The 22,653-nt window shown below is 65.4% G+C and carries 18 protein-coding genes; 10 read left to right on the forward strand and 8 right to left on the reverse strand.

Annotation, left to right across the window (positions count from 1 at the left end):
* The first annotated feature begins 82 nt into the window (after positions 1-82).
* Positions 83-748: a response regulator transcription factor gene (locus GAK28_RS14140; RefSeq protein WP_291780280.1), complete on the forward strand. Its 666-nt coding sequence runs from the start codon at positions 83-85 to the stop codon at positions 746-748.
* Here GAK28_RS14140 and GAK28_RS14145 read toward each other — a convergent pair.
* Positions 721-1,827, reverse strand: coding sequence for a glycosyltransferase family 9 protein (locus GAK28_RS14145; RefSeq protein WP_291780283.1), 1,107 nt, complete (start codon positions 1,825-1,827; stop codon positions 721-723). The two genes, GAK28_RS14140 and GAK28_RS14145, sit on opposite strands and share 28 nt — an antisense overlap.
* Positions 1,828-2,059: 232 nt before the next feature.
* Here GAK28_RS14145 and GAK28_RS14150 point away from each other — a divergent pair, with 232 nt between their 5' ends.
* A complete protein-coding gene (locus GAK28_RS14150) occupies positions 2,060-2,482 on the forward strand; it encodes a hypothetical protein (RefSeq protein WP_291780286.1) in 423 nt (140 codons plus the stop codon).
* Here GAK28_RS14150 and GAK28_RS14155 read toward each other — a convergent pair.
* Positions 2,445-3,524 carry an ATP-binding protein gene (locus tag GAK28_RS14155; protein ID WP_291780288.1) on the reverse strand — a complete coding sequence of 360 codons (1,080 nt, stop codon included), beginning with the start codon at positions 3,522-3,524 and terminating at the stop codon, positions 2,445-2,447. The genes GAK28_RS14150 and GAK28_RS14155 overlap by 38 nt on opposite strands.
* Positions 3,524-4,273: a response regulator gene (locus tag GAK28_RS14160; protein WP_291780291.1), complete on the reverse strand. Its 750-nt coding sequence runs from the start codon at positions 4,271-4,273 to the stop codon at positions 3,524-3,526. Before GAK28_RS14160 ends, GAK28_RS14155 begins: the two co-directional genes overlap by 1 nt.
* Before the next feature lie 204 nt (positions 4,274-4,477).
* Here GAK28_RS14160 and GAK28_RS14165 point away from each other — a divergent pair, with 204 nt between their 5' ends.
* The 3 genes from GAK28_RS14165 to GAK28_RS14175 are packed head-to-tail and all read left to right on the forward strand — an operon-like array spanning position 4,478 to position 10,091.
* The gene (locus tag GAK28_RS14165) at positions 4,478-5,551 is read left to right on the forward strand and encodes an efflux RND transporter periplasmic adaptor subunit (protein ID WP_291780294.1); all 1,074 of its coding nucleotides are present in this window, start codon (positions 4,478-4,480) and stop codon (positions 5,549-5,551) included.
* A gap of 3 nt (positions 5,552-5,554) precedes the next feature.
* A complete protein-coding gene (locus GAK28_RS14170) occupies positions 5,555-8,692 on the forward strand; it encodes an efflux RND transporter permease subunit (protein ID WP_291780297.1) in 3,138 nt (1,045 codons plus the stop codon).
* A gap of 4 nt (positions 8,693-8,696) precedes the next feature.
* Positions 8,697-10,091 carry an efflux transporter outer membrane subunit gene (locus tag GAK28_RS14175; RefSeq protein ID WP_291780300.1) on the forward strand — a complete coding sequence of 465 codons (1,395 nt, stop codon included), beginning with the start codon at positions 8,697-8,699 and terminating at the stop codon, positions 10,089-10,091.
* Between the two features lie 44 nt (positions 10,092-10,135).
* On the opposite strand, the gene GAK28_RS14180 is transcribed toward GAK28_RS14175, so the two are convergent.
* Both GAK28_RS14180 and GAK28_RS14185 read right to left on the reverse strand, forming a co-directional pair.
* A complete protein-coding gene (locus GAK28_RS14180; protein WP_291780302.1) occupies positions 10,136-12,145 on the reverse strand; it encodes a phospholipase C, phosphocholine-specific in 2,010 nt (669 codons plus the stop codon).
* Between the two features lie 725 nt (positions 12,146-12,870).
* Positions 12,871-13,788, reverse strand: coding sequence for an AraC family transcriptional regulator (locus GAK28_RS14185; RefSeq protein ID WP_291780305.1), 918 nt, complete (start codon positions 13,786-13,788; stop codon positions 12,871-12,873).
* A 169-nt stretch (positions 13,789-13,957) separates the two neighbouring features.
* Between GAK28_RS14185 and GAK28_RS14190 the strand changes: the two genes are divergently transcribed.
* Positions 13,958-14,713 carry an SDR family oxidoreductase gene (locus GAK28_RS14190; RefSeq protein ID WP_291780308.1) on the forward strand — a complete coding sequence of 252 codons (756 nt, stop codon included), beginning with the start codon at positions 13,958-13,960 and terminating at the stop codon, positions 14,711-14,713.
* 45 nt (positions 14,714-14,758) lie between these two features.
* On the opposite strand, the gene ald is transcribed toward GAK28_RS14190, so the two are convergent.
* The gene (gene ald / locus GAK28_RS14195) at positions 14,759-15,874 is read right to left on the reverse strand and encodes an alanine dehydrogenase (protein ID WP_291780310.1); all 1,116 of its coding nucleotides are present in this window, start codon (positions 15,872-15,874) and stop codon (positions 14,759-14,761) included.
* A 153-nt stretch (positions 15,875-16,027) separates the two neighbouring features.
* Here ald and GAK28_RS14200 point away from each other — a divergent pair, with 153 nt between their 5' ends.
* Together GAK28_RS14200 and GAK28_RS14205 are read left to right on the forward strand one after the other, a co-directional pair.
* Entirely contained in the window at positions 16,028-16,501 is a 474-nt protein-coding gene (locus GAK28_RS14200) for an Lrp/AsnC family transcriptional regulator (RefSeq protein ID WP_291780312.1), read from the forward strand.
* A 6-nt stretch (positions 16,502-16,507) separates the two neighbouring features.
* Positions 16,508-17,899, forward strand: coding sequence for an ATP-binding protein (locus tag GAK28_RS14205; protein WP_291780315.1), 1,392 nt, complete (start codon positions 16,508-16,510; stop codon positions 17,897-17,899).
* Here GAK28_RS14205 and GAK28_RS14210 read toward each other — a convergent pair.
* Complete coding sequence (locus GAK28_RS14210; protein ID WP_291780316.1) at positions 17,884-19,989, reverse strand: TonB-dependent receptor; 2,106 nt, start codon at positions 19,987-19,989, stop codon at positions 17,884-17,886. The two genes, GAK28_RS14205 and GAK28_RS14210, sit on opposite strands and share 16 nt — an antisense overlap.
* 194 nt (positions 19,990-20,183) lie before the next feature.
* Between GAK28_RS14210 and GAK28_RS14215 the strand changes: the two genes are divergently transcribed.
* Both GAK28_RS14215 and GAK28_RS14220 read left to right on the forward strand, forming a co-directional pair.
* Positions 20,184-20,612, forward strand: a complete 429-nt coding sequence (locus GAK28_RS14215) for a hypothetical protein (RefSeq protein ID WP_291780318.1) — start codon at positions 20,184-20,186, stop codon at positions 20,610-20,612.
* Complete coding sequence (locus GAK28_RS14220) at positions 20,605-21,909, forward strand: sorbosone dehydrogenase family protein (protein ID WP_291780321.1); 1,305 nt, start codon at positions 20,605-20,607, stop codon at positions 21,907-21,909. The genes GAK28_RS14215 and GAK28_RS14220 overlap by 8 nt, the downstream gene beginning before the upstream one ends.
* A 4-nt stretch (positions 21,910-21,913) precedes the next feature.
* Here the strand turns inward: GAK28_RS14220 and GAK28_RS14225 are convergent, their stop codons facing one another.
* Positions 21,914-22,630, reverse strand: a complete 717-nt coding sequence (locus tag GAK28_RS14225; protein ID WP_291780324.1) for an HAD hydrolase-like protein — start codon at positions 22,628-22,630, stop codon at positions 21,914-21,916.
* Positions 22,631-22,653: the final 23 nt, after the last annotated feature.

Here is a 22,653-nt window from a genome sequence, read left to right on the forward strand (position 1 = left end):
CGTCGACGCCGCTAGGATGGAGGCATGCGAAGACGGTTCACGTCGCCTGACGCAGAATACGCGGACGTCCAGGAGGTACCCGGTGAACATCGTAGTGGTGGAAGACGACGTGCCGCTCGGCTCCGCGATCAAGCGGGCACTCGAGCGGCTGTCCTATAACGTGACCTGGCTGACGACCGGCACGGAAGCGCTTGAGGCATTGCGCCAGGAAAGCGCCGATCTCGTGTTGCTCGATCTCGGCCTGCCGCGCAAGGATGGCATCGAGGTGTTGCGCGAGGCTCGGCGTTCGGGCGTTCGCACGCCCGTGCTGGTGCTGACGGCGCGCGACGACGTCAAGTCCAAGGTCGAAGGACTCGACGCGGGCGCGGACGATTACGTCGTCAAGCCCGTCCATCTCGACGAACTGGCGGCGCGCATCCGCTCGCTCGCGCGTCGAGCGCAAGGCCATGCGGACAACGTCATCGAGGCAGGCGTGCTGCGCGTAGACTTCGCGACGTTCGAAGTGACCTATCGCGAGGCGCGTGTGGAGCTGACCCGTCGCGAATTCGCCTTGCTGCGTATCCTGATGGAGCGCGCCGGACGCATCGTGCGACGCGAGGCCATCGAGAATTCCGTGTACGGCAATGACACTGAGGTGGGAACCAACGCGCTGGAAGTGCTCGTGCACGCATTGCGCCGCAAGTTGAGCCCCGAGGCGATCCAGACCGTACGCGGTTTCGGCTACATGATTCCGCTGTCGCCGACCTGATGCTTCAGGTGTGAGGCGACCCGCTTCGCCGTGCGCACGGGGCAGCCGTCCTCGCAGGCGAAACCGGTGTTTCCGCCGCCGTAAGGCGCGTAACGTTGCGGATCCGTGGCACCGAACAGCCCGATGGTCGTGGCCTGCGTGGCGGCGGCGAGATGCATCACGCCGCAATCGGCGCTGACGTAGGTGCCAGCGGCCTCGATGAACGCGGCCAGCTTGCGCGGATCGCTGGTGAAATAGGTTGGCCACGTATTACCCACGCGCGAAACGCCGTCGGCGGCCACCAGCTCCACGACGCGTCGTGGACCGAGTTCGCCGAGCAGGGTATCGAGGAAGCTTCGCCACCATGCTTCGTCCAGGCGTTTTGCGCCCGTGGCGTTCGGAAAGATCGCGAGTACGGGAACGCTGTTATCGGTATTGTGCAGCACGCGTCGCAGGGTGTCCTGGCTGGTGCGGCGTTCGGCATCGGTCAGGCGCAGGTCGGGGCGCGGCGTGGGTACGATGGCTTCGTCACCTAGCGCGCGACGTAACGCATGCACAGCGCGTCCGGCGAAGTGGGTGGGCATGCCGTCTTCGAAGTCGTCCACGCGCAGCTGATGGCGCGCACGGGCGATGGCGGCCGTCATCCGGCCCGACGATGAACCCGAGGCGGCGTCGATCACGAGATCGTAGCGCCGGCTGCGCAACCGGCGCAGCACGCCGATGGTTTCCAGGGGGCGGCGCGCGGCCCGGCGATGCAGCAGGAACAGCTCGCCCAGGGTGGCGAAGCCACCGTAGACGCTGCGGGCGCCGTTGCCAGAGGCGAGCACATCCACTTCGGCGCCGGGGTAGTGGCGCTCCAACTCGCACATGAGCGGTGTCATGAGCACCGTGTTGCCCAGGCGATGGTTGGGGCGGCAGACGAGGATGCGCTGGATGCCGTAACGGGGCAGGTCGCCGACGCCGACAAGGTTGCCCTGCGAGGGAAACATCCGCTGGACCAACCAGGCCATGGCCCGTCGACGGACCGCCTGGAATCGGCCATGGAACGGGGCGCGACCCGTGGGGGCGGCATCGCGGGTGAGGGGGATCGCAGGGGACATGGGATTCCGGCACCGCCCGGCCACCCGGGCGTGCCGTCACGGTGACAGCCCAGCCTTAGCTTCTGCTGTCGGGAAGATGAAGCTTTGCTTACGGCCGTCCAGGCGGCCGTAGACGGAGCCTGCTATGTCCTCTTCACGGCGGCGGGCGTCGGGGCTAGTCTTCCTAAGGTTCGCCTCAGCTTCCTTTGGCAGCGTGGTGCCATTGGCTTATCCCGGAGGATGCTACCGTTCCATGACGCCGTTCCTGAAACTCGCCGTCCGTGCCCTGCGCCGGTCGCGGCATCTCCGCCGGGCTACCGTGCTCCATCGGACCGGACACTCCGCTCGGGCGCTCATCGCCGTGGCTGCCTTTCATCGCGAGGACGGGCAACTGCTGACGATCATGCGCCAGCGAGGTGCCGGATATGCGTCGCTGGCGGAGGTGATGGTTGCCCTGGAGGGTGCCGGGGCGGGTTTGTTCATCCGTGGGCACTACCTTCCCGTGAGCGCGCTTTTCTTCAGCGATACGCTGGAGTTGTGCCTGGCCGTGCAGCGTGGCGACATGGACGCGGAAACGGGTGCGCGCTGGCTTCGCGACTACTTCACGCATGGTGCCATGGCGTTGCCGCGCAAGGCCTTCACTCCGCCGTCGACACCTCGCCCCGAGGCAGGTTGAGCCGGAACACGCTGCCGTTGCGGCGTCCGGCGTCACAGATGGCGTAGCCACCGTGCGCCTGGAAGATCGCCTGGACGATGGCCAGGCCCAGGCCGCTGCCACCGCTATGGCGTCCGCGCGACCCTTCGCCACGCCGGAAGATATCGAACACGTGGACACGCAGTTCGTCGGGCATGCCCGGTCCTTCATCCTCCACGCATATCGTCACCGCGTCATCGTGGATGCGCAGTCGGATGTACACCGTGCCCGGCGACGCATAGCGTTCCGTGTTGTCGAGCACTGCCAGCAGGGCCTGGCGAACGCGGATGCCGTCGCAGTGGATCAACCCCTCGTCGAGATCGAGGTCGAAGGCGAGTCCGCGGCCTTCGAAGCTCGGCTGCACCAGTGCGACCAGCATGCGGATCTCTTCCGCCAGGTGCACGTTCGTGAGCTCGAGGCCGAGGTGGCCGCTATCGGCAAGGTTGATGATGCGCAGATCGTCGATCAGTCGGGAAAGACCTTCCACCTGAGTCAGCAGGCTGCGGAACAGGTTCTCGTCCGGGTCGAACACACCTTCGGCCAAGCCTTGCAGGCGGCCGCGCAGGATCGATACGGGCGTGCGCAGTTCGTGCGCGATCGCGGCGTTCCATGTGGTGCGCTCGTAGGAGATACGTTCGAGTCGTTCCGCCAGCGCGTTGAAGTCGCGCACCAGCTCGGCGGTTTCACCCAGCGATTCGTCACCGGCGTCGGCACGCGCGCTGAGATCGCCCGATGCGGCGAGACGGATGCCGCTGGCGACCGAGTTCAGCGGCTTCAGGATGCGTCGTGCGAGTTTCTGCGCGGACAGCGTCGCGAGCACCAGGCCGATCACCGTGACCGAACCCATCCACACCAGCTCGGTGTTGGAGGGAAGCCAGTCGTCCGGATTTGGGTCGGGGCCGACCATGTCGTCGAACAGGAAGGCGTAGAGCACGTAGGCCGTGACCAGGAACAGGCCGATCACCGTCAGTACGACGGCGCCGGTGGAGAGCACGATCTGGCGGCTGAGGCTGCGACGCTGCATCAGATGGACTGCTCGAGGCGATAACCGACACCGCGCACGCTGACGGGCATGCCGGCGACGCCGGCGTCCTCGAGCTTCTTGCGCAGCTTGCTCACATGGCTGTCCACCGTACGTTCGAGGGCATCGCCCTCGGGCAGGCAAGCCGCGAGCAGTTCCGATCGACTGAACACGCGTTGAGGCGTGCGTGCCATGCGGGCGAGCAACTTGAACTCGGTGAGCGTCAGTGTGAGCGACGAGCGGCCACCATTGACCGTGACGTAGACCGAATGGGTTTCGAGATCGATCTCGACCGGACCTACGCGCAGCTGCTGGTTCGCCGGGATGTCCGCGCGCGACGCGCGACGCAGTACGGCGCCCACGCGGGCAGCGACTTCGGCGGGATTGAAGGGCTTCACCACGTAATCGTCCGCGCCGATGCGCAGGGCCATCAGCTTATCGATGTCCTGGTCGTAGGCGGTAAGCATGATCACCGGCGTCTGGCCGCGACGGCGCACCTCGGTGAGTACGTTCCAGCCATCGACATGCGGCATGCCCACGTCGAGCACGATCAGGTCGGGCTTGAGCGCATGGTGCATCTCTAGCGCGGCGCGACCGTCGGCAGCATGAGCCACGCGGTAACCGTCGCGCGTGAGGTACGAGCGAATGATGTCGGCGATATCGGGATCATCCTCGGCAACGAGCACCAGCTGCGCGGAACGCAAGCGGTCGGTCGATTCGGCGTGACCCGGGGAAGGAGAAGAAGCGGCCATGGCGTGCTGCACCGACGAAACCGGGATTCTCCATCGTATCTCCACGAACTACCCACGGAAAGCCCAATCGTGGGCCCTAGCATGCACGTTCCCCAATTCGATGTGTGTGGCTCACGAATGAGCATCAACTCTTTTGCGCCCCGTCCATGGAGGCTGGCGTACCTGTGTCTTCCGTTCCTGCTTGTCGCTTGCGGCCAGGAGGAGATGCCCCCGACCCCACCGCCGGTGGTCACCACCCTCACGGTCAGCCCCGTGGTCACCCAGGTTACCGACGACCTGCCGGGCCGCGTCGTCGCCGGCCGCACGGCCGAGATCCGCGCCCAGGTCAGCGGCATCGTCACCCGTCGCCTGTTCGAGCAGGGCAGCCTCGTGAAGGCCGGGCAGCCGTTGTTCCAAATCAGCCCCGTGCCGTTCCAGGCCGAGGTGGACAGCGCCGCCGCCACGCTCAAGCGTGCCCAGGCGGCCCTGGCCCAGGCCCAGATCACCGCGAAGCGCCTGACCGGGCTCGTGGACGCCGACGCCATCAGCCGGCAGGTCTACGACAATGCCATCGCCCAGCGCGACCAGGCTGCGGCCGAAGTCGCCCAGGCGCAGGCAAACCTCGATCGTCGCAAGGTCGACCTCGGTTTCGCCACCGTGCGCTCGCCGATCGACGGACGCATCGGCCAGGAACTGGTGACCGAGGGTGCCCTCGTATCGCAAAGCGACGCCTCGCCGATGGCGCGCGTGCAGCAACTGGACGAGGTGTATGTGGACGTTCGCCAGCCGGCCGGCATGCTCGCCGCGATGCGCGCCGAGGCCGATCGCGGCACGCCGCGGGTGGCCCATTTTCTCGGTGACGGCAACCAGCCGCTGCCCGTCGAGGGCCACATCCTGTTTTCGGACCTGCGTGTGGACGAAGGCACGGGTGACGTCGTGATGCGCATCGCCGTGAAGAATGGCAATGGACTGCTGCTGCCGGGCATGTTCGTGCGCGCACGCGTGCCGCGCGGCGCACCGAGGCCGATGCTGCGCGTGCCGCAGGAAGCGGTGGCGCGCGACAGCGCCGGCCAGCCGAGCGTCTGGGTGATCGATGCCCAGCACAAGGCACATCCGCATCCGGTCCGGCTCGGTGCGCTGGTGGAGCGACAGTACGTGATCGAGGAAGGAATCGCCGCAGGAGACAACGTGGTGGTGGAAGGCTTCGATCGACTTCAGAACGACGTCGCGGTGGATGCGAGTCCCTGGAAGGCCCCCGAGGCCTCGACGGGTGACAAGCAGGCCGTCGCGGAGCATTGACCCATGCCGCAATTCTTCATCAATCGCCCGGTTTTCGCCTGGGTGATCGCGATCTTCATCGTGCTTTTCGGCGCCATCGCGATCCCGATGCTGCCGATCGCGCGCTATCCGACCGTGGCGCCGCCCAAGGTCTCGATCTACGCCACCTATCCGGGTGCGACACCTCAGACGCTCAACGACGCCGTCGTGGGGCTGATCGAGCGTGAGCTGTCCAGCGTCAAGAACCTGCTTTACTTCGAATCGACGGTGGATACCACCGGCTCGGCGGAAATCTCCGTCACCTTCAAGCCGGGCACGGATCCCGAACTGACCCAGGTCGACGTGCAGAACCGCATCAAGACGGTCGAGCCGCGTCTTCCGCAGACGGTGCGCCAGAACGGTCTGAACCTGGAATCGTCGGGCTCGGGCTTCCTGATGGTGGTGAGTCTGAATTCGGAAGGCGGCAAGATCGACGACCTGACGCTCAGCGATTACCTCGCCCGCAACGTCGTGGAAGAGCTTCGTCGTATCGACGGCGTGGGTCGCGTGCAGCTGTTCGGCTCCGAACGCGCCATGCGCATCTGGGTCGATCCCAACAAGCTCACCGCGCTCAAGGTATCGCTCAGCGACATCAACACGGCGGTGGCCCAGCAGAACGTGCAGATTTCCCCGGGCCGCGTTGGCGACAACCCGACCGTGCCGGGGCAGCGCGTGACCTTGCCGCTGGTGGCCAAGGGCCAGCTGACCAACGCGGACGAGTTCTCGCATATCGTCCTGCGCAGCAATCCCGACGGCTCCAAGGTGGTGCTCGGCGACGTGGCCCGCGTGGAACTCGGCGCGCAGACGACCACGTTCTCGGTGCGGGAGCATGGTCATCCCTCCGCTGGCGCAGGCGTGCAGCTGAGCCCGGGCGCGAACGCCGTGCGCACGGCCGACGCCATTCGCCAGCGCCTGGCCGAGCTGTCCACCAGCATGCCCAAGGGCATGTACGCCACGATTCCGTTCGACACTTCGCCCTACGTCAAGGTTTCGATCGAGAAGGTGCTGCACACGCTGATCGAGGCGATGGTGCTGGTCTTCCTCGTGATGTACCTGTTCCTGCAGAACGTGCGTTACACGCTGATTCCAGCGATCGTCGCGCCGATCGCGCTGCTGGGTACCTTCACGGTGATGTTGATCGCCGGCTTCTCCATCAACGTGCTCACCATGTTTGGCATGGTGCTCGCCATCGGCATCATCGTGGACGACGCCATCGTGGTGGTGGAGGGCGTGGAACGCCTGATGGCCAGCGAAGGACTGTCGCCGAAGGAGGCCGCGTCGCGTGCCATGCGCGAGCTGACCGGTGCCGTGGTGGGTATCACGCTGGTGCTGACCGCGGTGTTCATTCCGATGGCGTTCTCCAGCGGCTCCGTGGGCGCGATCTATCGCCAGTTCACGATTTCCATGGCGGTGAGTATCGTGTTCTCGGCGTTCCTGGCCCTCAGTTTGACGCCGGCGCTGTGCGCCACCCTGCTCAAGCCGATCGATCCGGGGCATCACGAAAAGCGTGGTTTCTTCGGCTGGTTCAATCGTCGCTTCGAACGGATGACGACGGGCTACGGTCGGCTGGTCGGCGGCGTGCTCAAGCGCGCCGGCCGGGCGATGGCGGGTTTCGCTGTGATCGTGGCGCTGCTGGCGGCCGCGTTCCACATGCTGCCGTCGGCGTTCCTGCCGGAGGAAGACCAGGGCTACTTCATCACCTCGTTCCAGCTGCCGTCTGACGCGACCTCCGAGCGCACGCTCGATATCGTGAAGCGCTACGAAAAGCACGTGGACGCTCAGCCGGGCATCGCCAACAACGAATCGGTGCTGGGCTTCAGCTTCGCGGGTTCCGGCCCGAACGCGGCCCTGGCCTTCACCATGCTCAAGGACTGGGACCAGCGCGAAGGCGCCACGGCCCAGGAGGAAGTGGCCAAGGCCCAGGCGGCCATGGGCGGCGCGCCGGAAGGCACGATCATGAGCCTGATGCCGCCGGCCATCGACGACCTGGGCAATTCGTCCGGCTTCGCGATGCGCCTGGTCGACCGTGCCAACCGTGGCAATGAGCAGCTCCAGGCCGCGCAGAACAAGGTGCTTGAACTGGCGGCGCAGAGTCCGAAGCTGATGTTCGTGTATCCGGAAGGCCTGCCGCCGGGTACCAGCATCGAGCTGGAGATCGATCGCGACAAGGCACGGGCGATGGGCGTGGACTTCACGGTCATCAACGACACTTTGTCGGCAGCGATGGGTTCCAACTACGTCAACGACTTCCCCAACAACGGTCGCATGCAGCAGGTGATCGTGCAGGCCGACGCGCCGTTCCGCATGCAGCTCGACGACGTGCTGAAGATCTACGTGCGCAACGAGCGCGGGGGCATGCTGCCGCTGTCCGAAGTGGTGCATCCGGTGTGGAAGCAGATGCCGTTGCAGATGGTTCGCTACAAGGGCTATCCGGCGGCCCGCATCAGCGGTTCAGCGGCACCTGGCTACTCCAGCGGTCAGGCGATGGAGGAGATGGAGCGCATCGTCGCGCAGTTGCCGCGTGGCTATGCGGTGGAGTGGACGGGCCAGTCGTTGCAGGAAAAGGAAGCGGGAGCCCAGGCGCCCATACTGATGGCCTTGTCGATGCTGGTGGTGTTCCTGGTGCTCGCGGCGCTCTACGAGAGCTGGTCGATTCCGGTGTCGGTGATGCTGGTGGTGCCGCTGGGGTTGATCGGCGCGATCGCGGCGGTGCTGATCCGCGGCTTGCCCAACGACGTGTTCTTCAAGGTGGGCATGATCACCGTGATCGGTCTTTCCGCGAAGAACGCCATCCTCATCGTGGAGTTCGCTCGCCAGTTGCGTGCCGAAGGCAAGGGTCTTGTCGAGGCCACCATCGAAGCGGCGAAGTTGCGCCTGCGTCCGATCCTGATGACGTCGCTGGCGTTCGCGCTGGGCGTGGTACCGCTGATGCTGGCGCGTGGTGCAAGCCAGGAAACCCAGCACGCGATCGGTACCGGCGTGTTCGGTGGCATGGTCACCGCGACGGTGCTGGCGATCTTCCTCGTGCCGGTGTTTTTTATGCTGGTCCAGCGTCTCGCCGATCGTTTCGGCAAGAAGCGCGGGACACCCTCGGCGCAGGCCGAACGCCTGCCCGGAGAATGATCAGATGCGTACGTATCGTTTGACGATCCTGCTCGCGATGGCCTTCACGGCCACCGCCTGCTCCATGGCACCGACCTATACGCGGCCGGATAGCCCGTTGCCGCTGGTCTATGCCCAGCATCCGGGTGGCGGTGGCGACAACGCCGCCACCCTCGGCTGGCATGAGGTCATGCCCGATCCACGGCTGCGCGCCTTGGTGGACCTTGCGCTTAAGAACAATCGTGACCTGAAGCTCGCCGTGCTCAACGCGGAGGCGGTGCATTCGCAGTTTCGTGTCGAGCGCTCTGCGCGTCTGCCGTCGCTGGGGGCCAATAGTCAGCTCCAGCGTACCGGTGGTGCGGGCCAGTCATCGTTGCAAGGCATGCCGGGCCGCATGGACCAGCGGACCGCCACCCTCGACCTGGCGGCTTATGAGGTCGACCTGTTCGGACGCGTGAAGTCGCTGTCCGATGCGGCATGGGAGCGCTACCTGTCCAGCGAGGAGGGCACCCGTTCGGCGCGCATCGCGCTGGTCGCCGGCGTGGCCCAGGCCTACGTCGAGCAGCGCGTCGCCACCGAGCAGCTCGACCTCGCCAGGCGCACGCTGACCGATTGGCAGGAGTCGTTGCGCATCACCCGTGCGCTGCATGGCGCGGACCAGGTCGGCGGTATCGACCTGGCCCAGGCGCAAGGCCAGGTCGACCAGGCCGAAGCGGATATCAGCGCACGCGAACGCGAGGTTGCCCAGGCGGACAACGCATTGGCCTTGCTGGTAGGTGCCGCGTTGCCGACAGACCTTCCGGCACCGCTCGCGCTGGACGCGAGTCCGGTGCTGACCACGTTGCCCGCCGGCCTGCCGTCGGACTTGCTGGTCCACCGGCCGGACGTCGCCCAGGCCGAGCACGACTTGAAGGCAGCCAACGCCGATATCGGCGCGGCACGCGCGGCGTTCTTTCCGCGAATCACGCTTACTGGGTCCTATGGCTTTGGCAGCGGTCAGCTGAGTGACCTGTTCAAGGGCGCTAGTAAGACTTGGTCGTTCACGCCGCAGATCAGCCAGCCGATCTTCCAGGGCGGCAAGCTGCGCGCGGAGCTTCGCCTGGCGGAGATTCGCAAGTCGAGCGCCGTGGTCGGCTACGAGAAGGCCTTGCAGGTGGCGTTCCGCGAGGTGTCCGATGGGCTCGCGGGACAGGCGACCTATGGCGGTCAGCTGGATGCCCAGCGCCGCGTGGTGGATAGCGCCACGCGGCGGGCGAAGTTGTCCGGCCTGCGTTACGAGGCCGGACAGGACAGTCGTCTCGAACTGCTCGACGCGCAGCGCCAGCGCTATGCGGCGGAACAGTCGCTGCTGGACCTGCGCCGTGCCGCGCTCACCAACACGGTGAACCTGTACAAGGCGCTTGGCGGTGGCGAGGCATGATGTTGTAGGAGCGCGCTTGCGCGCGATCGCGCGCAAGCGCGCTCCTACAGGTTATGTGGCTCGCTCGTGCTCGGCGCTCCGGTTTCCATGTGCCCCGCCACACGCCTCGACCAACCCGAGGCCTCCGCCACGGTCACCGTCAAGTCGTACCAGTGCGCGGTGTCCCCCAGATCCCAGCTATCCCCGCGCGATCCGCGCGCAGGCACCGGATAGATCCGCACGTCTTCCGCGACATACCCATTGCTGACCGTGAACGTGCAGGTGCTATCGCCCGCATTGGTCAGGGTCAGCTTCACCCGGCCGTTGTTCGGATCGTAGGACAGCACGATCTCCGGCATGACCGATGCCGTCGCCACCTGGCCGTTCCATGCGCGGAGGAAGCCGTTTGGACCATGGGCTTCCAACTGGTAGACACCCTTGGTGTAGGTCTTCGCGCTCCAGTAATCCGAGAGCGTCTTGCCCGCTTCGACGGTGTAGCGCCAGGGACCATCGCCGCGATTGGCTGCATAGACCTGAAAGACCGCGCCGGCGCTTCCCGTATTGAGAAACTCGAGGACGTAGCGTCCATTGGTCGAGTCCACATGGCCCTGGATGTCCAGCTCGTAAGGCAACGCGCGTGCAGGACGCGTGCGGGTGGATTCCGGTGCGGGCATCGATGGTGTCGATGGTGCAGCGGGAGAGGGCAGATTCTTGCACTGGCGGTCGGCTTCCGCCGTGTAGCCACTGGTATCGGGCAACGCGGTCCAGCGCGTGTCGGCGCCCGAGAAATCGAAGGCGGAGGTGAGATCGCCGCATACAGTACGGCGCCACGCGCTGATGTTGGGCTCCTTCACGTCGAAACGCGTTTCCAGGAAGCGCAGCACCGACGTGTGGTCGAACACTTCGGAGCATACCCAGCCGCCGCGCGTCCACGGCGAGACGATGGTCATCGGCACGCGAAAGCCCAAGCCGATGGGCTTGCCATCCTGGATCTCGCCCGTGACGCTCACGGTGGACAGGCCGTTCGCGGATGAGGACGGAGGCGTCGGCGGCGGCACGTGGTCGTAGAAACCGCCGTTTTCGTCGTAGTTGAGGATGAAGACCGTCTTGGCGTACACGGCGGGATTGCCAGCCAGCGCGGCGAGGAGGCGAGCGCTGAGGTCTTCGCCGTAGGCCGGCTTGTAGTTCGCGTGTTCGGACAGGTAATCCGGCGCCACGATCCAGGAAACCTGGGGTAGCGTGTCGTTGGCGACATCCTGGGCGAAGGCCTTCACCAGGTCGGTCGTCACGGCGATGCCGCGGTCGTACAGCGGTTGTCCCGCCCGGGCCTGCTTGAAGGGGGCGAACCAGGCGAGCGCGTTGTCGTCGAAGTTGTTGCTCTGCTGATAGACCTTCCAGCTGACGCCGGCTTGCTGGAGTCGTTCGGCGTACGTGGTCCAGCTGAAGCCGGAGGATTGCTCGGTGTTGTCCAGCACCGCGGCCTGGCCGACCGACAGGCCGTTGCTTCCACTGAACAGGTGCAGGCGGTTCGGATTGGTCTGCGTGAGGGTGGAGCAGAAGTACTGGTCGCAGATGGTGAACTGGTCGGCCAGCGCGTAGTAGAACGGCAGGTCATCGCGGGTGAAGTAGCCCATCCCCAGGCCCGGTGCCCGCGCCGTGTTCCAGGCATCGAAGCGGCCGTTGTTCCAGATGGCGGTGTCCACCGGATAGCTCATGGCCGGGGCATTGATACAGATACCGCTGGTGGTGCGGGTGTCCATATGGAAGGGCAGCATGTGGCCGCTGCCGTAGGGCTGCTGCCAGACGGTGTTGGTGCCACCCGGTAGCGGTGCAGGTACACGATCGCCGAATCCGCGCACGCCGGCGAGGCTGCCGAAGTAGTGGTCGAATGCGCGGTTCTCCTGCATGAAGACCACGACGTGCTGGACGTCCTGGATCGTGCCGGTGACGGTCGCCGCCGGCGTGGCCAGTGCCTGCCTGAGCGAGGGCGGCAACACGGATACCGCCAGGCCGCCCGCCGAGGCCGCCGTCATCTTGAGGAACCTGCGCCGCTTCACGTCGTCGATGCCACTCATGCCGAACTCCTTTCTGGGTGTCTTCATACGACATCGCGCGGGCGTTTCAGGCCGATGCAGGGCAGGCGTCAGCTTTCTGACCGGGGATGGACAGGGAGGGTGGATTGTCTATGGCTGGAGCGCGATGGCTCTCAACTCGTCGTTCCTGTGAAAACAGGAACCCAGCGCCTCCGTTCACCAGCAAAACGACGCCGCCACATCGGGTGTTGCGTAGGAGGCCGCGAGGCGACAATCGATCGCCCCGCGCTGGGTTCCAGCGTTCGCTGGAACGACGGATCGCGAGCTCGTCGTTCCTGTGAAAACAGGAACCCAGCGCCTCGGTTGGCCAGCAGGGCGAGGGCGCCGCATCGGCTTTTGCGTAGGAAGCCGCGAGGCGATAATCGATTGCCTCGCGCTGGGTTCCAGCGTGCGCTGGAACGACGGATCGCGAGCTCGTCGTTCCTGTGAAAACAGGAACCCAGCGCCTCGGTTCGCCAGCACGGCGAGGGGGTCGCATCGGCTTTTGCGTAGGGGGTCTCGACGCGATAACCGATCGCCTCGCGCTGGGTTCCAGCATTCGCTGGAACGACGGATCGCGGGCTCGTCGTTCCTGTGAAAACAGGAACCCAGCGCCTCGGTTCGCCAGCACGGCGAGGGGGTCGCATCGGTTTTGCGTAGGGGGTCTCGACGCGATAACCGATCGCCTCGCGCTGGGTTCCAGCGTTCGCTGGAACGACGATAGGCGCTCAGACCAGCAACGCGGTTCCATCCCGCCGAAACGCCTCGCGCAACACCTCCGCGTCGCGCTTCGGTGCCGCGCCGAACATGCGCGTGTATTCGCGGCTGAATTGCGAGGCGCTTTCGTAGCCCACGCGATAGGCGGCGCTCGCCACGGCGGCGTCTTCGGTCACCATCAATCGCCTCGCTTCCAGCAGGCGCAGATTCTTCTGGAACTGTAACGGCGACACCGACGTCACCGCCTTGAAATGCTGGTGGAACGACGATGGACTCATGCCTGCCACGGCCGCTAGATCCTCCACGCGCACCGCACGGGTGAAATCCGTGCGCAGCTGGTGGATCGCCTCGGCGATGCGTTGCGTGTGCGTATCGGGCAACACCATTGCGCCTACCCATGCGCCGGTCGGTCCCGTCAGCATGCGATAGAAGATCTCGCGTGCCAGCAACGGATACAGGGCGGGGATGTGCGCCGGTGTATCGAGCAGGCGCACCAACCGCAGCATGCAATCGACCAGCGCGTCGTCGAAGGTATCGACGAACATGCCGGTGGCGCGTTCGGGCTGTCGTTTCGCGGGCGCCGGTACCATCGCCTGCGCCTCACGCAAGAGGCCCATGTCGAAAGCGAGGTGGATCGCCATGTAGGGCTCCCTGGCGCTGGCCCGGGTCACCCGTCCGATGCCAGGCATCTCGACGTTCACCACGAGCGCCTGGTTTTCCCGGTAATGCAGTACGTCCTCGCCGAGCATCACCTGCTTGGCCCCCTGGACGACGAAGCACAGGGCAGGACGATAGAGCACATGATTGGGCATGCCCGATGTCGTCGATCGCATCAGGGCGAGGTCCGGAAGGGCCGTTTCATGGATGCCGTCCGTGTGGTCGCGCTGGGCGAAAAACCCATGCATGACGGCTTTCAGTGCATCTGACATGGCGCATGTCTCGTCGGTCCCGGGTATGGGGCAAGTATAGGTCGCGCTCTCGGGTGCCGCAGGTCGTTCTGGAGGATCGGGCATGAACTCCGTCGGTTCCGGCATTTCGGCCCCGCCGGGCGCTACCTAGACTTTGCCTCACCATCCCAACCCCAACGAGGACCTTCCCATGGGCAAGATCGCCATCGTTACCGGAGGCGGCCGAGGTCTCGGCCGCAGCACCGTCCTCGCCCTCGCGCAGCGAGGCGTCGACGTTTTCCTGACCTATCAGTCCAACCGTGCCGAGGCCGAACTGGCGGTCGCGGAGATCGAGGCGCTCGGTCGCAAGGCGGTCGCCCTGCGCCTCGACGTTGGCGACGCGTCGTCTTTTCCCGCGTTCGCTGCCGAGGTGAGGCGCGTACTGGCCGATACGTGGCAGGACGATCGCTTTGACCATCTGGTGAACAACGCAGGCCACTTCGCCTCCGGCACGCTGGAGTCGATGACGGAATCCGACGCGGACGGCCTGTACAACGTGCATTTCAAGGGCGTCTTCTTCCTCACGCAGGCCTTGCTGTCGCTGATTCGCGACGGCGGACGCATCGTCAACCTGTCCAGCGGACTGGCTCGCTTCACCGAGACCGGCACGGCGTACTACGGCTCGCTCAAGGCGGCGATCGACATGCTGACCCGCTACATGGCGAAGGAACTGGGTCCGCGTGGCATCACGGTGAATTCCGTGGCGCCGGGTCCGATCGAGACCGATTTCGGCAACGGGCACGTACGCGACAACGCCGAGGTGAACCGCCATCTCGCGGCGGCCAGTCCTTTCGGTCGGGTGGGGCTGCCCGAGGACATCGGGCCGATGATCGCCTCGCTCCTGGGCGAGGAACACCGTTGGGTGACGGCGCAGCGGATCGAGGTGTCGGGCGGCATCCGCCTCTGACACGACATCGCCCGGGCATTGCGCCCGGGCGATGCGGTTACGTCATCAACCGAGGAAGGTTTCGGCCTTCACGTACGGCAGGTTGTGCGCCTGAGCGACCGGCTCGCAGGTGACCTGGCCTTCGCAGACGTTCAGACCGTTGCGCAGGTGGCCGTCATGGGCCAGGGCCTTCTTCCAGCCCTGGTTCGCCAGGGCAAGGGTGTACGGCAGGGTGACGTTGTTCAGTGCGAACGTGGACGTGCGGGCCACGGCGCCCGGCATGTTGGCCACGCAGTAGTGCACCACGCCGTCGACGACGTAGGTCGGGTCGGCATGAGTGGTGGCGTGCGAGGTTTCCACGCAACCGCCCTGGTCGATGGCGACGTCGACGATGACCGAACCCGGCTTCATGGTGCGGACCATGTCATGGGTGACGAGCTTCGGCGCGGCGGCGCCCGGCACCAGCACGGTGCCGATCAGGAGGTCGGCGCGACGCACCAGTTCTTCGATGGCCGAGCGGGTCGAGAACACGGTGGAGATCGAGGTGCCGAACTGCGTGGCGAGGCGCTTGAGCGCGTCGGCCGAGCGGTCGACGACCGTGACCTTGGCGCCCATGCCTACGGCGATGGTCGCCGCGTGGGTGCCGGACACGCCACCACCCAGGATCACGACCTCGGCGGCCGGCACGCCCGGGACGCCGCCCAGCAGCACGCCACGGCCACCCTGGGCCTTCTCGAGCGAATGCGCACCCACCTGCGGAGCAAGGCGACCGGCGACCTCGGACATCGGGGTCAGCAGCGGCAGCGAGCCGTTCGGCGAGGTGACGGTTTCGTAAGCGATGCAGACGGCGCCCGAGTCGATCAGGTCCTTGGTCTGCTCCAGGTCCGGAGCGAGGTGCAGGTAGGTAAAGAGGATCTGGCCCTTGCGCAGCTTCTTGCGCTCGACGGCCAGCGGCTCCTTCACCTTGACGATCATGTCGGCGTCGGCGAAGACCTGGTCGGCGGACTCGACGATGGTGGCGCCGGCGGCCTTGTAGTCTTCATCGGTGATGCCCGCGCCGATGCCGGCGTTGGCCTGCACCAGCACCTGGTGGCCGTGGTGCACGAGTTCCTGCACGGAGGAGGGGATGAGGCCCACGCGGTACTCGTGGTTCTTGATTTCTTTCGGCACACCGATGCGCATTGCCTGAATCTCTCTGCTGGGTTGGACTGCCCCGGCGAAGGGGGCTGGCGGCGAAGTATGATTGAAGCATCGTGCAATAGGTCGCCGATTTGCCGATGGTTTATGATGCATCTTCGAATTCCTGGCGAAAAAATCCCCGGTTGCTGAAATTTCATGCCAAGCCACGATCCAATCCTCGATGACCGCGACAGGGCGATCCTCCGGCTGCTCCAGGAGGACGGTCGGCTCACCAACCTGGAGCTGGCAGCGCAGATCAACCTGTCGCCGTCGGCCTGCCTGCGTCGGGTGAAGCTGCTGGAAGACCGCGGGCTCATCGCGCGCTACGTGATGTTGGTCGACGAGAAGAAGGCGGGCCTTCCTGGCACGGCGTTCGTGCTGGTCACCCTCGACCAGCAGGGTCGGGCGGCGCTGGATGCCTTCGAGTCGGCCATCCAGGAACATCCGGAGGTGGCCGAGTGCTGCCTGCTCGCGGGCGCGGCGGACTACATGGTCCGCGTGGTCTACGCCGACGCAGCGGACTTCGAGCGCATCCACACCGAGATCCTCACCCAGTTGCCCGGTGTCGTCCGCGTGCAGTCGACGCTGGCGCTGCGCACGGTGAAGAAGACCACTTCGCTGCCGGTCTGATACGGCATGGGAACGTCGACGCCACCCAGTATCGAACGACGCCTGCGTCGCGGGGTGGCGCTGGCTGTGCTGGCGGTACTGCTGCCGATGGGTGCGCTTGCGGCTTACCGCACCATTGCCAAGGCGAACGAGCTTTCCGATGTGCGCCTGCGGGAAACGGCACTCACCCTCGACGCGCTGCTGCGTCGTACGGGTGTCAACGGGGGCCTGGAAGACCTGTCACCCGCACCGGCCGTCGCCACGGCGAAGGGCGTGGCATCGCCTTACGAAACCGAGGTGGGCTACCGGGTCACGGACATGCATGGGCACGTGCTGCTCACCACGGACAACATGACCGAGTTGCCAGCGTCCATGCCGCTCGATGACCGCATCCATTCGGTAATGGTACGTCGTCGTCGATGGCACGTTTACACGCGCCCCGATCCGGATCTCGGCGTGGTGGTCAGCGTGGCGGAGCGTCACGATACGCGGCGCGACATCATGAATGCCGTGGCGGTGGAGCGCACCCTGCCCATCCTGGTGACGCTGCCGCTGCTGCTTATCGCCTTGCGCTGGGCGATCCGGCGAGGGTTGCGTCCGCTGGACGCGCTGGCGCGCCTTCTCGTCGCACGGCAGCCCGGTTCGCGCGAGCCGCTTGCGCTGGCCGATACGGCGCAGGAGGTGCAGCCCATCGTGGCGTCGCTCAACGGACAGATCAGTCGCATTGAAATGGCCCTGGAGCGCGAACGCCGCTTCAGTTCGGACGTGGCGCACGAGCTGCGCACCCCCATCGCGGCCACCATGATCAACCTCGACAGCGCGTCGGCGGCAGGGTCCGCCGAGTACTCCGCCATCGCGCTGCCTGATGCCATCGAAAGCCTTCGCCTGCTGGCCCGGCGCACCGACCAGTTGCTGGTGCTGGCGCGCCTGGAGGACGCCGGTTCGATGCCGCTGGAGCGGCTTGACCTCTCGACGATCATTCGTGGTGTGCTGGCCGAATGGATGCCCACCGTCGATACGGAGCGTTTCCATCTCGATGTGGCATTGCCTGACGAACCGCTTCCCGTGGACGGTCACGACGCTGCGCTGGCTGCGATGATCCGCAACCTGCTCGAAAACGCCGCTCGCCATGTGTCGCGTGGCGGAAAGGTGCGTGTCGAGGCGATGCACCATCACGACGAGGTCGTCCTCGACGTGATGGATGACGGCCCCGGTATACCTCCCGATCGTCGTGAAGCGGTATTCGCCCGTTTCCATCGCGAAGCGGGTGGCCTGGGCGACGGTTTCGGCGTGGGGCTCTCGATCGTTCAACGCGTGGCGCAACTGCACCACGCTGTCGTATCGCTGGAAGATGCGCCCTGGGGCGGCGGCCTGCTGGTCAGGACACGCTTGCCCTCGACGAATCAGAAGTCGCGCTGAAGGCTCGCATACAGCCCTCGGCGGGGGCCAAATTGCGGTGCACCGACGCCGATACCCGTGCCATCGCGTAGCTCGTAGCCCCGGTCCAGTACGTTGATCACCGCCAATCGCGCGTTCCAGTGATCGTCGAAGTGATGCGACAGGCTCATGTTGAGCTGCAAGTAACCGGGCATGTGCGCCCCGTTGGGCACCCCCTCGCCGTCGCGCCGCAGGCCGCTTCCGAAGAGATAGTCGGCAGCGAATTTCCAGTCTGGCGTGAACGCATAGGACACGCCGCCCGACGAGGTTAGTCGCTGTTCGTGATCCAGATGCACCCAATGGGTGGCGATATAGGCCAGATCGTCCGGCTGGAAATTGTACTGTCCCGAGGTCAGCTGCCTCGCCTTCGTACGTTGCTGGGCAAGGTTGAAGAAGGCCGACCAGGGGCCGCTGTCGTAGTTGACCGACAGTTCCACGCCACGGATGCGCCCCTTCGCATAATTGAACGGAAGATAGATCAGTGCTGCACCGAACTGGCCTTCGTCCTGGAGATGGCGGGCCTCCCGGTGATACGCATCCAGGCCCACGGTCAACGCGGGGGTGAAGCGGTGTTGTATGCCGATGTCGTAGTAATCCGAGCGCTCGGCCTTCACCCGACTGTCTTCGGTGTTGGACAGCTGGTTGGTCGTTCCGTCGTAGAGATGCAGGTTGGCGGGCGCGACCAGTTCCGTCGGCGCGGGCGTGAAGTAACGCGCATAGGCGACATGCGTGGTCGTGTCGTCGTCGATGCGATACGACAACGAGGCGCGTGGGCTGACCTGGCCCTCGTCGAGGTAGGCCTTGTTTCGGTCCGCGCGCGCACCGAGATTGATCGTGAGGTGTTCCGTGGGCGTCCAGGAATCCTGCACGTAGACCGTGTACTGGTGACCGATGATGTGCTGATGGTCGTCGACCCGGATAGGCACATCGGAGCGCTGCCGACCGTCCGGCCCGGCAGGGAACACCAGCGAGTCGTTGCCGCTGGTGGCCTGTTCGCGGTTGAGGTAGATGCCGTAGCCGAGCGTATGGGTGTCTCCCAGTGCGGTGGAGAAATCCGCCTGGAATCCGCTGGCCCGGCTGCCCCGGCTCACGCGCGAGGCGAGGCCGTTGAACATCAGGTCGCCGATGGTGTCGGGATGAAAATTGACGGCGCTATAGCGCTGGGACAGGGCCAGTTGGTAATCCGTTTCTCCGGCCCTTCCGTGCAGGGCCAGCACGCCGAATCGCGTCACCTCGCGTTGCCGCTCGTTGAGGTCGCGTGCATCGAAATCGTTACGGCCAAGATAGTCGAACGACGGCCTGGCGTTGGCGTTGTCGGGTATGTCGAAGCGGTTGTTGGTCACTCCTGCCATGATGTCCAGGTGGACATGCGGCGCGATGGCGTACGACAGTAGGCCGAAGGCGTTGCGCTGGTTGCTGTGATCGTGGATCGGTTTGCGACTGGAGGTCGGATTCTCGATGCCGACGTCGTTCTGCAGGTAGTTGGCGGAGAAGAAATAGCTCCAGTCGCCCTGGTGTCCATGCAGCGACAGGTTCGGGTTCCAGGTGCCGAACGATCCGGCGGTTACGCCAGCGCTGCCGCCGTTGTCCAGGTGCTCGCCCGTGCGCGTGGTGATTTCCACGACACCGGCCGTGCGGTAGCCGTACTGGGCGGGAAGGGCGCCCGTCAGCAATTGCATGGATTCCACGATATGAGTGTCGAGGTTCTGCCCGAAGCCGCCGATGCTGGAGGGGATCAGTACGTCGTTCACCCGATACTGGATGTTCGCGTGGTCGCCACGGATATGCAGCTGGCCGTAGGAGTCCTGCACCACGCCGGGCGCACGGAGCAGCACCTGGTTCACGGGCGTGCTGTCGCCGAGCGGCAACGCTTCGATCGTCGTCCGGTCCAGCGTATAGCTGCTACTACCCAGTTCCGGCGCGTAGTCGTTGCGGACCGTGCGGCTGGCCGCCACGTGGATCGCCGAAAGGCGGGTGGTCTGGGCGGTCGTGTCGTCGCTCTGCGTGTCGGCCGCATCGACCCGTCCGGCAAGGCCTATCAGGAGGGCCGCCGCCAAAAGGGACTGCTTCATGGTTCACCATCGTGCTCGGGTGTTATTGTTATAACATAACAAAACAGGCGGTGCGCCGGCCCGGAAGTCATGGACGGCCAAACGATGACCTTGGCTAAACGTGGCGTTGCCGTTCACGCATCCATGGCGCGGAGAGCGGCACGTTAGACTGGCCGAGGGGGCGGCTGGTCCCCGGCTTCACGACGAGGCGGCCCATGACATCCCGAACGACGCCACACCGTTCCTTGCTTGCCACGACGATCTTCGACCTGCTCGATCCGGTGCCTTACGGGGCATTCGTGATGGCGCTCATCTTCGATGCCACCTATGCCTCGACGGCCGAGATCCTCTGGGTGAAGGCGGCGGCCTGGTTGATCACCATCGGCCTGTTCTTCGCGGTCGTGCCTCGCCTGATCAACCTTGTGCAGACATGGGGTCCATCCCGCCATGCCGGCAAGCCGGCGTTCTGGCTGAACCTGCTGGCGATCGTGGCCGCTATCGTGAACGCCTTCGTGCATAGCCGCGATGCCTACGCCGCGGTTCCCCAGAACGTGTGGTTGTCCGCCATCACGGTGGGCCTGCTGTTCGCGGCCGCCATCGCGAAGACAGTGCATACCTCGCGCAAGGAGGCTTCGCATGTCTAAGACTCGCCACATCGCCCTCGCGACCGCGATACTTGCAGCCGGTTGCAGTCATCGTGCCTCGATCGATCCGACGGAGCAGATGGGTGCCGATCCGCGGCTTCCGCCTGCGCAGGACTTCCTGCTGCCTCCCATGCAGGTGCCCAAAGGCGTAGGCTGGAAGGACGGCGAGGCACCGAAGGTGGCGCAAGGCCTGAAGATCGAGAAGATCGCCTCCGGCCTCATGCACCCCCGCCAGCTCTACGTACTGCCCAACGGCGATGTGCTGGTCGTGGAATCCAACGGCCCGGGTACCGAAGCGCTCACCACGCCAAAACAATGGATCGGCGGGCTGGTGAAGTCGAATTCGGGCAAGGGCGGAAAGGGCGGCAACCGGATCACCCTGTTGCGCAAGACGGGCGCGAACGGCCCGTGGGAACAGCATGTCTTCCTCGAACACCTGGATTCACCCTTCGGTGTCCAGCTGATTGGGGACACCCTGTATGTCGCCAACACCGGCAACATCATGAAGTACCGGTACGTCACCGGCGATACGCGTATCACGGACCCGGGCAAGGAGTTCACCGACCTGCCCGATACGGTCAACCATCACTGGACCAAGTCGCTGCTGGCCAGTCCCGATGGCACCAAGCTCTACGTCGGCGTGGGCTCCAACAGCAACATCGGCGAGAACGGCCTTGAGGTCGAATACCGTCGCGCAGCGGTGCTCGAAGTCGACGTGGCCACCGGCGGGAGCCGGATCTACGCCTCGGGCCTGCGCAACCCCACGGGCCTGCAATGGGAGCCGAAGACCGGCAAGCTCTGGGCGATCGTTAACGAGCGCGACGAGATCGGCGCCGATCTCGTGCCCGACTACATGACCGCTGTGCAGGAGGGCGGTTTCTACGGCTGGCCGTACAGCTACTTCGGCCAGCACGAGGATCGTCGTGTGAAGCCGCAACGCCCCGACCTGGTGGCGAAGGCCATCAAGCCCGACTACGCGTTGACCTCCCATGTCGCCCCGCTGGGTCTGTTCTTTTACCAGGGCGACAACCTGCCCGAGGCCTATCGCAGCGGCGCCTTCATCGCGGAACACGGCAGCTGGGATCGCTCGCCACTGAGTGGCTACGAGGTGTCCTATGTCGCCTTCCAGGATGGCAAGCCGGTAGGGCGCATGCAGCCGGTCGTGACGGGCTTTGTTTCCGCGGACGAAAAGCTCCTGCATGGCGCACCGGTGGGGCTGGCGCAGGATGCGGACGGGGCGCTGCTGGTGGCCGACGATGTCGGGAATACCGTGTGGCGGGTGACCGGGTCGCGTTGACGCGTCAGTCGCGACGCAGGGGAATGAGGCGCTCCAGCAGCTCAGGAAGATCCGTAAACTGCTGTGCGCTTATGGCGTCGCGAAAACCACTCGGGGCTTGCCCATATCCCCACGATGCGAAGATGCAGGGAATCCCGTAGCCCGCTGCGGCAGTGACATCGACGGCGTTGTCGCCGATCATCACCGCCGGCAGGCAGCCCAGGCCGCCGAGGCGAAGCGTGTGCTCGATATGGCGCGGGTCCGGCTTGGGGGTACCTGTCGCGTCTCCGCCGCACACCACATCGAAGTAGCCCAGCACATCGAGGCCACCGAGAATGGTAAGGGCGGCTTCCTCGGCCTTGTTGGTGCAAACGGCCAGTCGCCAGCCTTCCTGCGCAAGGGCGCTCAGGGTGTTGGCGACACCCGGATACAGCCGCGTGCCGGTCAGGGGATCCAGCCGGTAGTCGTTGACGAAGTGCTGGATGTCCTCGTCGCTGGGCGTGACGCCGCGTAGCCGGCAAGCCCTGCGGGCCAGCATCTCCAGGCCATGCCCCAGGAAGGCAGCGGCTTCCTTGCAGACCAGCGGCGGTGCGCGAAGGCTGCGCAGAAGGCGATTCACGGCCAGCGTCATGCCCTCGACGGAATCCACCAGTGTGCCGTCGAGATCGAAGATCGCCACGCGGTCCGTATCGAGGACAAAGGGTTGGGCGATGTCGGGTGAATAGTGGCGGGTCGAGACCATGGGGAATCCTCTATGCAGCCTGT

It is taken from the genome of Luteibacter sp. (assembly GCF_009912395.1).
In the GTDB taxonomy this organism is placed as follows: domain Bacteria; phylum Pseudomonadota; class Gammaproteobacteria; order Xanthomonadales; family Rhodanobacteraceae; genus Luteibacter.

Coding starts and splice junctions, on each gene's coding strand:
- GAK28_RS14145 (WP_291780283.1), bottom strand. CDS start 1,827: ATGTCCCCTGCGATCCCCCTCACCCGCGATGCCGCCCCCACGGGTCGC.
- GAK28_RS14150 (WP_291780286.1), top strand. CDS start 2,060: ATGACGCCGTTCCTGAAACTCGCCGTCCGTGCCCTGCGCCGGTCGCGG.
- GAK28_RS14155 (WP_291780288.1), bottom strand. CDS start 3,524: ATGCAGCGTCGCAGCCTCAGCCGCCAGATCGTGCTCTCCACCGGCGCC.
- GAK28_RS14160 (WP_291780291.1), bottom strand. CDS start 4,273: ATGGCCGCTTCTTCTCCTTCCCCGGGTCACGCCGAATCGACCGACCGC.
- GAK28_RS14165 (WP_291780294.1), top strand. CDS start 4,478: ATGCCCCCGACCCCACCGCCGGTGGTCACCACCCTCACGGTCAGCCCC.
- GAK28_RS14170 (WP_291780297.1), top strand. CDS start 5,555: ATGCCGCAATTCTTCATCAATCGCCCGGTTTTCGCCTGGGTGATCGCG.
- GAK28_RS14175 (WP_291780300.1), top strand. CDS start 8,697: ATGCGTACGTATCGTTTGACGATCCTGCTCGCGATGGCCTTCACGGCC.
- GAK28_RS14180 (WP_291780302.1), bottom strand. CDS start 12,145: ATGAGTGGCATCGACGACGTGAAGCGGCGCAGGTTCCTCAAGATGACG.
- GAK28_RS14185 (WP_291780305.1), bottom strand. CDS start 13,788: ATGTCAGATGCACTGAAAGCCGTCATGCATGGGTTTTTCGCCCAGCGC.
- GAK28_RS14190 (WP_291780308.1), top strand. CDS start 13,958: ATGGGCAAGATCGCCATCGTTACCGGAGGCGGCCGAGGTCTCGGCCGC.
- ald (WP_291780310.1), bottom strand. CDS start 15,874: ATGCGCATCGGTGTGCCGAAAGAAATCAAGAACCACGAGTACCGCGTG.
- GAK28_RS14200 (WP_291780312.1), top strand. CDS start 16,028: ATGCCAAGCCACGATCCAATCCTCGATGACCGCGACAGGGCGATCCTC.
- GAK28_RS14205 (WP_291780315.1), top strand. CDS start 16,508: ATGGGAACGTCGACGCCACCCAGTATCGAACGACGCCTGCGTCGCGGG.
- GAK28_RS14210 (WP_291780316.1), bottom strand. CDS start 19,989: ATGAAGCAGTCCCTTTTGGCGGCGGCCCTCCTGATAGGCCTTGCCGGA.
- GAK28_RS14215 (WP_291780318.1), top strand. CDS start 20,184: ATGACATCCCGAACGACGCCACACCGTTCCTTGCTTGCCACGACGATC.
- GAK28_RS14220 (WP_291780321.1), top strand. CDS start 20,605: ATGTCTAAGACTCGCCACATCGCCCTCGCGACCGCGATACTTGCAGCC.
- GAK28_RS14225 (WP_291780324.1), bottom strand. CDS start 22,630: ATGGTCTCGACCCGCCACTATTCACCCGACATCGCCCAACCCTTTGTC.